Raw genomic sequence first — 14339 nt, forward strand, 5'->3', positions numbered from 1 at the left:
CACGACCCAGGAGACGAAACGCCATGATGACCGCAACCTATTCCCCCGAAGACAACAAGCTCAGACTCTATGCTTCCAGCCGTCTCGACGCTGAACTCTATGCACGAGTCAAGACCGCAGGTTTCAAGTGGGCACCCCGGCAAGACCTGTTTGTCGCCCCGATGTGGACACCGGGACGTGAGGATTTATTGCTCGAACTGTGCGGCGAGATCGACGACGAAGATACAAACCTTGTAGACCGTGCCGAGGAGCGCAGCGAACGATTCGCCGAATACAGCGAGAGCCGCACCGAGGATGCAAACCGAGCGCAAAAAACAGTTGCCGCTATTGCGGACGGCATTCCCTTCGGCCAACCCATTCTTATCGGCCATCACTCGGAACGCCGCCACCGGAAAGACATTGAGCGGATCGACAATGGGATGCGCCGCGCCGTCAAGATGTGGGACACCGCGAAGTATTGGACAGATCGCGCCGATGCCGCCGTCCGTCATGCCAAGTACAAGGAGCGTCCCGACGTTCGCGCCCGCCGCATCAAGACGCTGGAAGCCGACAAGCGCAAACAGGAACGCAGGATTGCCGAGTCGCAGAAGTTTCTTAAGATGTGGCAGCGTGAGGCACTGACCCGCGCTCTGGCTCTTGCCATCTCCAACCAAGACCATATCACCGTCTATTACACGAAAGAGAAGTACCCGGCATCCACCTATGAAGGCGCGAATACCCTTTGGGGCGGCTTGGACAAAGGGATTATCAACGAGCAAGAGGCCGCAGTCATCGCCATTCGCGTACACCAGCGCAGCATCGCATTCGTGCAGCGTTGGCTTACTCACTATGAGAACCGCATCGCCTATGAACGGGCGATGCTGGCCGAGGGTGGCGGAACCATCGCCGACAAGACCGGCCCGGAGAAGGGCGGCGCTTGCCGTTGCTGGGCTTCGCCTAGTGGCGGTTGGTCTTACATCCAGAAGGTCAACAAAGTTTCGGTCACTGTACTCGAAAAGCCGCCCTATGGCCCGAACACGTATACCCGCACGATGCCCTTCGACAAACTCTTCGCCGTGATGTCCGCCGCCGAGGTTCAGGCCAAACGCGAGGCTGGCCTTTTGATCGAGTCCGCCTTTGGCGTCGGCTTCACTCTCAACGAGCCATCGCCAGAAGAGCCGAAGGAGCAAGACCCCGAAGCCGCATTGCGCCGCCTCTGGGACGCGCAGGGCGTCTCCCAAGAGCGGCAGGACGAGCTTATCGCCGACTTGACCGCGAAGGCGCAGCCAGGGGCGAAGATTGGCCCCTTCACACTCGGCGGCAAGATCGACTGACCTCCCGCAATCAAACCGTGCGCGTTCCGTTCTTTCGACACCGGAAGAATGGAACGCGCCCAACCCTCCATGAGGAATTATCGAAATGACTTTGCGAGAGCTACAAAAGCACATCAACGCGACCATCGACGCCAACGATAAGGCTGGCAACCAGCGCAATGCAATGCGCGTTTGTGTCCAGATGAAGAGAGACACCAAACGATACCGGCTGCGGCATTTCGAGGTAGACCTTTTCTATCGTGGTCAGCTCGACATTGGATAGAATCACTACGGTGCTTATATCCACGTCTACGAATGCGGCGAGATCAAGCCATGAGCCTATCGACTCCTGCGCGGTTCAAGCCTGAAACGTCACGCCGCCGTCCCACTCGATCCGAACAGGACAATCACAGGACGCGCAGACCATGACCTCGCCATCGTGGGAGTCGTCGGCGAAATGAACGTCGCCACGATGTCCGCAGTTCGTACAGCGATAAACGTAGAGCACTTCGGCAGGAGCGGACATCGTGGGGTTGTCGGACTTCATGGTGTCGCTCCTGATTGCAAGTATCTTACAAAACCTTATTACGCCCGTCTTTCCCATCCCCTAAACGTGCTGTCGCTTTGCGCCAGCGCCGGTTTTGCCCACCCGCCGGGCTAGGACATCCAACCGCAGAGGACCGCGAGACACGCGCTCCATTCCCTTTCCAAAAAAATCCGCCGCGCGGGGAACCCATGAACGGTTTCCCCACGCGGCGGATTTTAACTTTTAACGACAGCCGCAGCTTGCTCGCTTCGCAAGCGCCTTACGCTGAAACCAATTCGCGCCGGCTCTTCGCCGCTTTCGCCGTGGACACCTTGACCGAGGAGACAGGCTTCGCCGGCTTGGGTGAAGTGAGTTTGACCCGCGCCTCCAGGTTCAGCCTGCCGGCGAACTGAATCAGTTTGGTGATGCTGATGCGGGCCAGCTTGCCCCGCAGCAAATTGCTCACGTCCGGCTGGTGCGCCTTGAGCGTCGCCACCAAATACGCTTGCTTGAATCCCTGCTCTTCGATGTGCTGTAGCAACGCTTGCCAAATCTCCGCCTTGATCTTCATCTCCAGCGTCTCCGCAGGAGAGAAGCCCAGATCGTCGAAGAGGTCCCCTTTGGTGACGTGTCCCGGCTTATTGCTTTGGCTTGCGTTTTTCATGTCTCCGCTCCTCCAGAATCCTTTGCTTCACTTGCGACAACCGGCTCGTGGCGGTATTGAGATCCTTGCGCTCGGTCTTGGCGGTGTCTTTTTCAAAGCAGTCCAGCACATAGATGGTGTCTTCGATGCGAGCTAAATACACCATTCTGTACCAGGTCTTTTCGTCGGCGTCTTTCAGCTCGAACACGCCTGCACCGATGGACTGCATGGGCCTGACCGTCAATCTCGCTGGCCGTCCGTGCTGCATCTCGCGTAACGAATTGCCAAAGTCCCATTGGATCGGCTTCGGCCACGACTTCAGCACCTTCCATGAGTCGCCCTCCCAGGAGATCGAAGCGATACGGTTTCGTTCGGGCGGCGGCACACACTCCACTTTATAGTATCCGTACTATAAACGCAAAAGCTGAGACAAACGCTGAGGCCGTGATGCTTTGAGGGCGGAAGTCTCCCCCCTGTCTGCGGCCGCGTGCGCGTCCTCCGCCACCCTCCTCAGCAGGGAGATCCAACCTCCCCGCAACGCCCCTCCGACAAGAGCAAAAACAAAAGCAATTTCTCGCGCTCCGCGCCCAGCAAGGAAACCAAGCCTTCTGAGGAGCGCCGCTCCTGGCGCGCGCAAGGCGATGGAAAAAGCTCCGTGCAGCTCCAGGTATTCGCTTCCTCCGGCCTGCGGCTGGCCTGACGGCCACTTTTCCACACCTTCCATGGGAATGGGCGGCCAACTATCAGGAGGGCGATGTTTTGTACTACACGCGCGGAAGCAAGGAGTTTGGTATTGAATCTCGCAGCTACGCAACCCGATCACACGGGAAAGCGCTCTTGAAAACGCGAACCACCCGCAAAATCACTCGTTGGATGATAATTCAAGAGCGCAGTCGTCCAGAACCGGGGACAGAGACTACGGCATCAGCCTATGACGTTCTTCAGGCTCGCCTTACTTGCGAGATTCCAAAAGACTTAGCTGCCGGCAACGGAGGCAGGGCCGCTAGCACCGATGCTCTAGAATTGAGGCACGGAGAATATCGCTCGCCAATGAGTCTGACGCCATATCACGCCAAATACTTTGCTCACGATTTGACCCGCAAAGCAGTCGTTGGCATAGATCGTCTTTCCATGTCTCTTTTTGATGCTGCGGTAGATCTAAACCCACATCAGATTGAAGCAGCCTTATTTGCCTTGGAGTCTCCATTGTCAAAAGGGGTGATTCTGGCCGACGAGGTGGGCCTCGGAAAGACCATTGAGGCAGGAATCGTCCTATGCCAGCTTTGGGCGGAACGCAGGCGGCGCGTATTGGTGATCTGTCCCGCTTCGCTCCGCAAGCAATGGGCTCTTGAGCTCGAAGAGAAGTTCAACCTGCCAACTCGCGTACTCGATTCAAAGTCGTTTCGCGATGAGGAACGGAAGGGCAAGGCCCCCCTTGCTGAGCAAGCCGTTCTCATCGTGTCTTTCAATTATGCCAACGCCATCCGCCACGAGTTGAAGTCGATTGCATGGGACATCGTCGTGGTGGATGAGGCACATAAACTGCGTAATGCGTATCGCCCCAGCAACAAGGTAGGCCAGGGTATTCGCTGGGCCACGGAAGATTGCCGGAAGCTCCTGCTCACTGCTACACCGCTCCAAAACTCCCTTATGGAGTTGTACGGCCTTTCGACGCTGATTGATGAGCACCTGTTCGGCGACATCAATGCATTCCGGAGTCAATACGTGAATGCGGGCAGCAGCATTACGGATTTGAGGCAGCGCCTCTCCGAGTTTTGCAAACGCACTCTGCGGAATCAGGTCACAGAGTTCATTCGCTACACCGAACGGCGGACGATTACGCGACCGTTCTCGCCAAGCGACGATGAACATGCGCTGTATGAAGCCGTGTCCGCGTTTCTCCAGCGCTCTGACAGCTACGCCCTTCCACAGCGCCAGAGGCATCTCACCGCACTCATCCTTCGTAAACTGCTGGCATCGTCATCGTTAGCGATTGCCGGCACACTCGATACGCTGCGCCTCCGCCTTGTGACTCTTCCGGACGGACAGTCTGGGGACGCTCCGCAACTTGTCGAAGCAATCATCGAGAGCGAAGAGATGGAGGATGACCTGCTTGACGAGATTCTCGCCGAAGAAGAGGAGAGTCAGACCCCAGAAGTCGCGTCCGTTAGCATAGACCGCCAAAAGCTTCGTGAAGAAATTGAGATTCTTCGGCACCTCGGCGTGCGGGCTCGAAAGATCGGAGTTGACTCCAAGACGAGGACGCTTTTGCAAGCATTGAACATCGGCTTCGAGCAAATGGCTAAGACCGGCGCTGCACGCAAGGCACTCATTTTCACGGAATCACGTCGCACCCAGGAATACTTGAAAACCTTCTTGGAGGCCAATGGCTACCAGGGACAGGTGGTCTCCTTCAACGGCACCAACAGTGGCCCAGAAGCAACGGCGATATATGAGCATTGGGTTGACAAGAATCGTGACACCGGCCGAGTTTCCGGATCTCGGGGTGTAGATGTCCGGACGGCTCTGATCGAACACTTCCGTGATGAAGCAACAATTTTGCTCGCGACGGAGGCTGCGGCAGAAGGGATCAACCTGCAATTCTGTTCTTTGGTCATCAACTATGACCTACCCTGGAATCCACAGCGCATCGAGCAAAGGATCGGTCGGTGCCATCGGTACGGTCAGAAACATGACGTAGTGGTCATTAACTTTCTCAACGAGCGCAATGATGTGGACCGCCGGGTACTCGAACTCCTAAGCGAGAAATTCAATCTGTTCAACGGTGTCTTCGGAGCTTCTGACGAAGTGCTCGGAGCAATCGAGTCCGGCGTGGATTTTGAGAAGAGAATCCTCGCGATTTACCAGGAGTGCAGGACGCCCGAGCAGATCGAAGCTGCCTTTCGCAAGCTGCAAGACGAGATGGACGAGCAAATCCGGACACGTATGGACGATACTCGCCGGAAGCTGTTCGAATCCTTCGATGAGGATGTACATCATCGGCTACGCATTCAGCTAGCCGATGCGAAAGCCCAACTCGACCGCGTTGGGCGGCGCTTTTGGGTTCTGACGCAATTCATTCTCGCGGAGCGTGCCCGCTTTGACGATGCTGCTCTCGCCTTCGACTTGAACCGTCCTCCGCACGGAGGCATTGGAGCGGGCCGTTACCACCTGATCTCAAAGTTGCAGCCTCATGCCGATGACGGCGGCGAAGATGTCAGCCGCTTCCTCTACCGTCTCTCTCATCCCCTCGGCCAGTATGTTATGGATGACGGTAAAGCGCAGCATACGCCCCCATCTTGCCTCGTATTTGACTCGACAAACCATCCGACACGCCTCCATACGGTTGAGGCTCTGCGCGGAAGAAGCGGATTCCTTACTCTCGTTCGGCTTCAGATCGACTCCTATGAGCGCGAGGAGCATTTGCTATTCTCCGGCTTCGAGGATGATGGCGCGTCCCTTGACCACGAAACGATGGAGAAGCTCTTCGGCTGCGCAGCTCGCGTCGAGGACAAGGGCATCTCGCCGACGGTGCAACAACGGCTTGAAGCAGAGGCCGACCGTCACGCCAAGGCCACGGTAAGCCGTTCCTTGGAGCAGAACAGCGTCCACTTCAATAAGGCGAGGGAAAAGCTAGAGAAATGGGCCGATGACATGGTTTTGTCGGCGGAGAAGGCCCTGCTTGACACCAAAGAACAGATCAAGGCACTGCGGCGTCAGTCGCGCCAAGCGGTCACCCTTGAAGAACAGCACACGGTTTTGGAGAAGATCCAAAAGCTAGAGCGCCAGCAGCGCCGCCAGAGGCAGGAAATCTTTGCCGTGGAGGATGAGATTATGGTGAAGCGCGATGCACTGATTGAATCGTTGGAAAAGCGGCTAGCGCAGCAGACCCACTCGGAAACCTTATTTACCATCCGTTGGACGGTGCAGTAGCGTCCAGGCAGAACTATCACGAACAAGATCCCAGGATGACCACGCAAGATGAGCCAGAAATACGAGAAGCTGAAAACCCTGTTGAAAGAGCTGTTTCAGCTTGACCAGCCCGACTTGGACTTCGGTCTGTACCGGATCATGCACGCCAAGAGCGCCGAGATCACTCAGTTTCTTGATGTGGACCTGTTGCCGCAGGTCAAGCAGGCTTTTGGCCTCTACAAAACTGCGGACAAGGCTGAGTTGGAGAAGGAGCTTGCCAAGGCCATTGAGCAGGCCGTCTCCCTCGGCGCCGACCCTGAATCGCTCCCAAAGGTGAAGGAATTGCGCTCGAAACTCGCCAATGAGGCGGTCGATGTAAGCGCCCTAGAGAGCGAGGTCTACGACCACCTGTTCAGCTTCTTCCGCCGTTACTATTCGGATGGCGATTTCCTGGCTAAGCGCGTCTACAAGCCCGGGGTCTACGCAATTCCTTATGAAGGTGAGGAGGTCACTCTCTACTGGGCAAACCGGGACCAGTATTACATCAAGACCAGTGAGTACCTTCGCGACTATGCCTTCCGCTTACGGCCCAATGATCCACCGAACCCCATGCGTGTTCATTTCCGATTGGTCGATGCGGTAGAGGGCGAGCACGGTAACGTGAAGGCCGCCGAGGGAAAGGAACGAGTCTTCATCCTTGCCGCATCGGGGGAGTCAGGCCATGATTTCCTGACAATCCAAGCTGGTGAGCAGGGGCCAGAGTTGAGCATCGGGTTTCAGTACCGACCTTCCACTTTAGCGGACTGGTCAGACGATGTCCGCGACGGGAAGACCAAACCGCCAACCCAGAAAGACTTGGTTGCCGATGCAACCAATCAAATTCTCGCGATCTCAGACCCCAATCTTAACGTCTGGATAGCTGAGTTGAGTAGGCCTCACATCCCCACAAGTGGGGACGTGAGTGACGGCAGCAGCCTGCAAGCGCATCTTCGCCGTTACGTAGCGCGAAACACTTTTGATTACTTTGTACACAAGGACCTCGGCGGCTTTCTGCGACGCGAGATGGACTTCTACATCAAGAACGAAGTCATGCACCTAGACGACATCCAAGACGAGTCAGCGGCCCGCGTCGAGCAATACCTATCCAAGATTAAGGTCTTGCGTCGGATTGCCGAGAAGATCATCACCTTCCTGGCACAGTTGGAAGACTTCCAAAAAAAGATTTGGCTAAAGAAGAAGTTTGTCGTTGAGACCAACTACTGCATAACGCTTGATCGCATACCGACAGAATTCTATCCAGAGATAGCGGCCAACGAAGCGCAGCGCGAAGAATGGATCAGCCTTTTGGCAATCGACAAAATCGAAGGAGACCTAGTAACAATTGGTTATAGCGTTCCACTGACCACAGAATTTCTAAAGGCGTGTCCAGGATTGTCCATTGATTCAGCACACTTTAGCAGTGACTTTCTTGCGCGTCTAATCTCCTCCTTCAATTCGTTGGATGAGCAAACCGACCAGTTGCTGATTCACTCAAACAACTTTCAGGCAACGAAGCTGATTATGTCCCGCTATAAAGGACAAATCAACACGGTGTACAACGATCCGCCTTACAACACCGAAGCTTCGGAGATTCTCTATAAAAATGGGTACAGGAACTCATCGTGGTGCTCGCTCCTGGAAACCGTGACAGAGAGTTGCTATTCGCTCCTGTCCGAAAAGGGCATTCTTTGTACGACCATCGATGACCAGCAAGTCACCGAACTTACAATGATCATCCGCGAGATTTTCGGCGATGACGAAATGCTAGGAACAGTGGCGGTAAGGTCAAATCCCTCGGGACGGATTACCTTAAGGGGTTTGGCTCAATGCCACGAGTATGCAATTTTCAGCTCGAAGTCAAAAATAGGCTCACTGCAAAAGCTTCCAAGAACCGCCGAGCAACAAGAGCGATTCGATGAGGAGGATGAAGAGGGATCATTCGAGTGGAGGAACTTTCGAAGGGACGGCTCAAGTTCAACCAGGAGAGATAGGCCAAAACAGTTTTTCCCTATCTTCTCAACCGAAGAAGTAGTTCGCATTCCCCAAGTCCAGTGGGACGAAGGAAAAGCAGAGTACAAGATTCTTGAACAGCCGATCGCTAACGAATCGGTCGTTTGGCCTGTTGATTCAGACGGTATTGATCGCTGTTGGCGCTGGGGGATCGATACCGCTCGCAATCGCGTTAGCCAGCTAGCGGTTAGAAGAAACCCACAAGGACTCAAGCAGATATACAACAAGTACAGACCGAATGCGGAAGGTGTGTTGCCCCTCACAATCTGGTCAGACAAGAAGTATTCGGCCACGGAATATGGAACAGGAGTGCTAAAGAATCTGTTTGGTGGCAGGACGCCTTTCGATTTTCCGAAATCTCTGTATGCGACCCGAGACGCCCTCCATGTCGCATCGATTGGCAAATCTGGTGTTGCGCTTGACTGCTTCGCCGGAAGTGGCACTACTGCTCACGCAGTCATCAGTCTCAACAGGGAAGACGGTGGGAAGCGTCGAAATATCTTAATCGAGATGGGCGCGCACTTCGACACAGTCCTTCTTCCTCGGATTAAGAAAGTCGTTTATTCCCCCGATTGGCGAGATGGTGTGCCGACCAGTCAAGCATCCGGCATTTCTCAAATCATCAAGTACGTGAGACTCGAGTCCTATGAAGATGCACTGAACAACCTGCAGACTCGCCTCACGAAAACACAGCAACTTTTGCTCAATGAAGCCGACTCGAAGAAGGCTGGCGGGCTGAAGGAGCAGTACATGCTGAGCTATATGCTTGACGTAGAGACTCGCGGGAGCCAGTCGCTACTCAATATCAGAGCATTTCAAGACCCTACGGCTTACAAGTTGTTGGTGAAGCGTGCAGGCTCCGATGAAAGCCGTGAGACGAACGTGGACCTCCTTGAGACGTTCAACTGGCTGGTTGGGCTGACCGTCGAACACATCTCCGCTCCCATGATCTTCTCTGCCAACCTTGAGCACGACACCGAGAAGCGACTCCGCGTGAAGGGACGAATCAAGCAAGATGATTCTGGCCCATGGTGGTTCCGCACTGTCACGGGCACAGCGCCCGATGGACGGCAGACACTCGTCATCTGGCGGAAGCTCACTGGCGATCCCGAGAAAGACAACCTCGTGCTCGACGAGTGGTTTACGAAGCAGGGCTACTCCACCAAGGACTTTGAGTTCCAACTGATCTATGTGAACGGCGACAACAACCTTGAGAATCTGAAAGCACCGAATGACACTTGGAAGGTGCGCCTCATCGAGGAGGACTTCCACCGTCTGATGTTCGATACGGAGGGCATCTGATGCGTCGCGGACGCCAACCGAAAGCTGCGACGGCCGAATTGTTTCCGACGCGCCGACGCACCACCAACCAGCCCCAGGTGCGATTTGCCGGCAAACTCGTCCTCAACCAATGGCTGCTATCCCTATTCAATGTCGAACGGTTTGAGCAGCTAGCGGAACATCTCCGTAATGAAAAGCTGGAGGGCCTGGACGAGAACAACGTTCACCATTTTCATCATGCGCTCACCGCGCAGCTCTTCAATCTGACCCAACTTCCTACGGAGTTGCTGCTCGAATACGACCAGAATATCGTCGGATACACCCTGCGCCTGAACGACCGCCGCATCACACGCGGCGAAGAGCCTATCACTTGGAAGTACTTCCAATACCTCATGCTTCTCTTTACGGAGATCTATCTCGACCGGTACTTCAGCGACCCGGCGGCACTGCTCCAAGCGATGAATGTGCAGATTGCTCTCTACAACGCTGACAAACTGGATGCCGACCAGATCAAGCCCTTCGATGCGGAAGGGGAGGCATGGTCACAACTGAACAAGCTCGCTTATTGGAGTGCGACGGGCAGCGGTAAGACCCTGCTGATGCATACCAATATCCTCCAGTACCAGTTCTATTTGGATAAGCACAATCGGCGTCGCGACCTGAACCGCATCATCCTGCTCACGCCGAACGAGGGCCTGAGCGAACAGCATCTTAGGGAGTTTGAAACGGCCGGGATACAGGCTGAACTCTTTAATAAAGATGGCAGAAACCTGTTCGCGGGCCATGCGGTAGAAATCCTGGACATCCACAAGCTGAAGGATGAGATGGGTGAAAAGACCATTGCGATCGATTCCTTCGAGGGGAACAATCTGGTTTTGGTGGATGAGGGCCACCGGGGAGCCTCTGCGGGCGAGGAGGGAACATGGATGCGGTTTCGCAACGCTCTTTGTGAGAAGGGATTTTCGTTCGAGTACTCGGCCACTTTTGGCCAGGCTGTAAAGGGCAACCAGCGCCTGACGAACCTTTACGCGAAGAACATTCTCTTCGATTACTCCTATCGCTACTTCTACGGCGATGGGTTTGGCAAAGACTACCAGATTCTGAACCTTGACGAAGAGACGCAGACGAACAATCTGGAACTCTACCTCGTCGCTTGCCTGCTGGCGTTTTTCCAACAACAGAGGCTCTATGCAGAGCAGGCGGCGGCGTACCGGCCTTTCAACATCGACAAGCCGTTGTGGGTCTTCGTTGGGGGAAGCGTCACGGCATCCCTGCGCGTCAAGGATGCTTCGGACATCATTGAGATTTTGCTTTTCCTGAAGCGATATATCTCGGACAGGGCTGGGAGCATCCAGCGCATTGAACGCGTCCTGAATCAAGGTATCGTTACCACCGATGCAAAAGACCTCTTTGCTGGCCGATTCTCCTACCTAAACACACTGGGGCTTTCAGCTACACAGATCTTTGAGGAAACCCTCGCCACCCTGTTTAATGCGCCTGGTGGAGGATTGCTCCACGTCGAGAATATAAAGGGAGCGACCGGCGAGATCGCATTGCACATCGGCGACAATGAGCCCTTTGGCGTCATCAACGTCGGTGACGATGCCAAGTTAGTAAAGCAATGCGAGGAGCGGGGCTTGCAAAGCGGCGAGCGAGAGTTCTCCGGGAGTCTATTTCAGGAGATTAATCAATCCGATTCGACAGTGAACATCCTAATCGGGTCGAAGAAGTTCACTGAAGGTTGGAATAGTTGGCGGGTCAGCACTATGGGCCTGATGAACGTAGGGCAAACAGAGGGCTCGCAGATAATTCAGCTATTTGGGCGCGGTGTGCGCCTGAAGGGCTTTGACATGAGTCTTAAGCGGAGCTCCAAGACTCAGCTTCCAGAAGAAGTGAAGCGCCCAAAGCATATCGGTGTCTTGGAGACGCTTTCGATCTTCGGCATCCGCGCAAACTACATGGCGCAGTTCCGAGACTTCCTTGAAGAGGAGGGACTTCCCGTCAACGATGATCGGCTTGAGTTCCTGTTGCCGATCATCAAGAATCTCGGAACGCAGAAGCTAAAAATCATTCGCTTGAAGAAGACGATCAATGGCGTGAGTACAGAGTTCGGTGATGCGTTCCGCAAGCTTGGTCCCATCCCCACGATGGTTAAGCCAGATCCGGCGAACGACAAGTCAACGGTCTACCTCCAGAAGAATCAGGTGGTCGTCAACTGGTATCCAAAGATTCAGGCCATGAAGTCAAGCGGTGTTCAGGGCGGGGATGGAGACGCAGCCCCCAATCAGACACACCTTACTGCAAAGCATATCGCTTTCCTCGATATGGACCGACTGTACTTCGACCTAGAACGCTTCAAGGCTGAACGTGGCTGGCACAACCTCAACATTACAGCCGAGGGATTGCTCCCACTATTGACCAATCAGAGTTGGTATCAACTTTTGATTCCTGCCGAGGAGTTGGCCTTTGATTCCTTCGAGAAGGTGCAGATGTGGCAGCAGATCGCGCTAACGCTTCTGAAGAAGTACACCGAACACTACTACACTTTCCGCAAGCGGGAGTGGGAGTTGCCTCACCTCGAATACCAGGACTTGTCCGAAGATGACCCAAACTTCCTCGGGTCGAGAGACGAGTCTGGAAGCGGCTATTACCGCTTCCTCATTGAGCGGTCGGAGGAAGAGATCATTGCCAAACTTGAAATCCTTAAGACATCCATCGCAAACGGTTCTCTCCTTCCATGGGAGTTTCAAGGTCTGAAGGCATTGTGGTTTGACCGGCACCTCTACCAACCGCTGCTTTACATGGATAGCAACGTCGTCGAGATCAGCCCCGTCCCGCTCAACAAGGGCGAACGACGATTTGTTGAAGACATCAAGGCGTACCACGACAACTCACATGAATTCTTCGCAAACAAAGAACTGTACCTGCTACGCAACCTCAGCAAGGGCCGGGGCGTCGGCTTCTTTGAAGCCGGCAACTTCCATCCTGACTTTATCGTTTGGCTCCTGGTCGACGGTCAGCAGTATGTGATCTTTGTAGACCCCAAAGGCATCCGAAATCTTGGTCAAACCGATCCCAAGATTCAGTTTCACAGCACTATCAAGGAAATTCAGCACCGTCTCGGTGATTCGAGCGTGCGGTTAGAGTCCTTCATTATCTCTAATACGCCCTCGCATACGATGAGAATGCTTTGGACGATTGACAAGGCGCAGATGCAAGCTTTCCATATTCTTTTTCAAGAGGAAGATAAGGATACCTACATCGAGTCGATGTTGAAGATGGTCGGAGTAGATTGAATGATTCGCCACCTTTCCACACAGAGGTCTAAGGGGCAGTTGATATCAAATAAGCGGTTCTATCTCTTTCTACGTCCAATAATGCAGGTTTACGTAGATCGCTGAAATAGAGCAGGCAGAGTAGGATTCCACTCCGCTCCCTGTGGAGGAGGCTCCTCCCTGTCTCCGGCCCTTCGGTCCTCCGCCACCCACCTCAGCGGGGAGGTCCACCCTCCCCGCAACGCCCCACCGCCAAGAACAAAACGCTAGGGGTTCTGCCCCACGCGCGGCGCAAGGGGTGTCCCGCATAATTTTTCCTTCGTAAAAATCACTCGATTCTCTCGCCCTACGGGTGGGAGATACCCCTCCCCATTGCACCTTGCTACCCCCGCTCTTCGCCAGGAGGCGTTCGGCATGTATGTACCTGCCACTTGCCCATTCACGGCAACAGCAAGGGCAACAGCCCAACAGGAGGAAGCACCCATGAATACCGCCATCGTCACCACCACACCCACCGTTACCCCGTTCATCCAGAACCTTAAACAGCAGCAGCAACAGAAGCCGCAAACCGCGAAAGAGGCCATCGCAGCCAATGTCAAAGCGCTTATCGAGCAGTTGGAAGAGGGACACAGTGAAGGTCTAACCGCCTACCTCATGGCTATGGGCAGGTTCCACAATTACAGCTTTGGAAACATCTTGGAGATTGCGCGGCAGAAGCCGAGCGCAATCCGTGTTGCCGGAATGTATGCGTGGAACCAGCTAGGCCGCAGGGTCAACAAGGGAGAGAAGGGCATCCGCATTTTAGCTCCCATGACAGGCGTTCGTCGCAAGAAGGACGACGAAGCCGCCAAGGATGTTCGGACGCAGAACCAGTCCGTTCTAGTCGGATTCCGTTCCGTGTACGTCTTCGATGTCTCGCAGACGGAAGGCTTGGAGCTTCCAGAGCTTTCCAGCCGCGTCAGTGGCGATGTGGGAGAGCGCATGGAACGGCTGCTCGATTTCGTTGCAGTCCAGGGCATCTTGCTTGAGTACAAGGAGAGCATCGCCCCGGCGTTGGGTGTCAGCTACGGAGGCAAGATCGTTTTGCTTCCCGGCCAGTCCCCAGCGGAGGAGTTCAGCACCCTTGTTCACGAAGTCGCACACGAGATGTTGCACAAGGCCGAGCGGCGCACCGCTACCACCAAGGTAGTGCGTGAGACGGAAGCCGAGGCAATCGCCTTTGTGGTCGGCAGAACCATCGGCCTCGACACAGGCCGGGCATCGGCTGATTATGTTGTCCTCGCGGTTATGTGACGTTCAGCGGTTGAGACCCTGTGAACGCTGGGGATGGCGGTTTTGAAGACAACATAAGTCGAAGGGCT

At 54.7% G+C, this 14339-nt stretch carries 9 protein-coding genes; 5 read left to right on the forward strand and 4 right to left on the reverse strand.

What is annotated here, in order from left to right; genetic code table 11:
• The first annotated feature begins 23 nt into the window (after positions 1 to 23).
• Complete coding sequence (locus tag C4S68_RS14050) at positions 24 to 1313, forward strand: DUF3560 domain-containing protein (protein ID WP_103933698.1); 1290 nt, start codon at positions 24 to 26, stop codon at positions 1311 to 1313.
• Between the two features lie 100 nt (positions 1314 to 1413).
• Here C4S68_RS14050 and C4S68_RS23220 read toward each other — a convergent pair whose 3' ends face one another.
• From C4S68_RS23220 to C4S68_RS14065, 4 genes are all read right to left on the reverse strand, one after another.
• Positions 1414 to 1581: a hypothetical protein gene (locus C4S68_RS23220; protein WP_160115156.1), complete on the reverse strand. Its 168-nt coding sequence runs from the start codon at positions 1579 to 1581 to the stop codon at positions 1414 to 1416.
• A gap of 69 nt (positions 1582 to 1650) precedes the next feature.
• Entirely contained in the window at positions 1651 to 1839 is a 189-nt protein-coding gene (locus C4S68_RS14055) for an FmdB family zinc ribbon protein (RefSeq protein ID WP_103933699.1), read from the reverse strand.
• A gap of 259 nt (positions 1840 to 2098) precedes the next feature.
• Positions 2099 to 2482: a helix-turn-helix domain-containing protein gene (locus tag C4S68_RS14060; protein WP_103933700.1), complete on the reverse strand. Its 384-nt coding sequence runs from the start codon at positions 2480 to 2482 to the stop codon at positions 2099 to 2101.
• Positions 2457 to 2846, reverse strand: a complete 390-nt coding sequence (locus C4S68_RS14065) for a type II toxin-antitoxin system RelE/ParE family toxin (RefSeq protein ID WP_160115157.1) — start codon at positions 2844 to 2846, stop codon at positions 2457 to 2459. Before C4S68_RS14065 ends, C4S68_RS14060 begins: the two co-directional genes overlap by 26 nt.
• A gap of 665 nt (positions 2847 to 3511) precedes the next feature.
• Between C4S68_RS14065 and C4S68_RS14075 the strand changes: the two genes are divergently transcribed.
• From C4S68_RS14075 to C4S68_RS14090, 4 genes are all read left to right on the forward strand, one after another.
• Positions 3512 to 6394: an SNF2-related protein gene (locus C4S68_RS14075; RefSeq protein ID WP_103933703.1), complete on the forward strand. Its 2883-nt coding sequence runs from the start codon at positions 3512 to 3514 to the stop codon at positions 6392 to 6394.
• A gap of 48 nt (positions 6395 to 6442) precedes the next feature.
• Positions 6443 to 9724, forward strand: coding sequence for a site-specific DNA-methyltransferase (locus tag C4S68_RS14080; RefSeq protein WP_103933704.1), 3282 nt, complete (start codon positions 6443 to 6445; stop codon positions 9722 to 9724).
• Positions 9724 to 12999, forward strand: coding sequence for a DEAD/DEAH box helicase family protein (locus C4S68_RS14085; protein WP_103933705.1), 3276 nt, complete (start codon positions 9724 to 9726; stop codon positions 12997 to 12999). Before C4S68_RS14080 ends, C4S68_RS14085 begins: the two co-directional genes overlap by 1 nt.
• 462 nt (positions 13000 to 13461) lie before the next feature.
• A complete protein-coding gene (locus C4S68_RS14090; protein ID WP_235011596.1) occupies positions 13462 to 14271 on the forward strand; it encodes an ArdC-like ssDNA-binding domain-containing protein in 810 nt (269 codons plus the stop codon).
• Positions 14272 to 14339 lie beyond the last annotated feature (68 nt).

The organism is Bryocella elongata (genome assembly GCF_900108185.1).
Lineage (GTDB): Bacteria > Acidobacteriota > Terriglobia > Terriglobales > Acidobacteriaceae > Granulicella > Granulicella elongata.

Coding starts and splice junctions, on each gene's coding strand:
- C4S68_RS14050 (WP_103933698.1), top strand. CDS start 24: ATGATGACCGCAACCTATTCCCCCGAAGACAACAAGCTCAGACTCTAT.
- C4S68_RS14055 (WP_103933699.1), bottom strand. CDS start 1,839: ATGAAGTCCGACAACCCCACGATGTCCGCTCCTGCCGAAGTGCTCTAC.
- C4S68_RS14060 (WP_103933700.1), bottom strand. CDS start 2,482: ATGAAAAACGCAAGCCAAAGCAATAAGCCGGGACACGTCACCAAAGGG.
- C4S68_RS14075 (WP_103933703.1), top strand. CDS start 3,512: ATGAGTCTGACGCCATATCACGCCAAATACTTTGCTCACGATTTGACC.
- C4S68_RS14080 (WP_103933704.1), top strand. CDS start 6,443: ATGAGCCAGAAATACGAGAAGCTGAAAACCCTGTTGAAAGAGCTGTTT.
- C4S68_RS14085 (WP_103933705.1), top strand. CDS start 9,724: ATGCGTCGCGGACGCCAACCGAAAGCTGCGACGGCCGAATTGTTTCCG.
- C4S68_RS14090 (WP_235011596.1), top strand. CDS start 13,462: ATGAATACCGCCATCGTCACCACCACACCCACCGTTACCCCGTTCATC.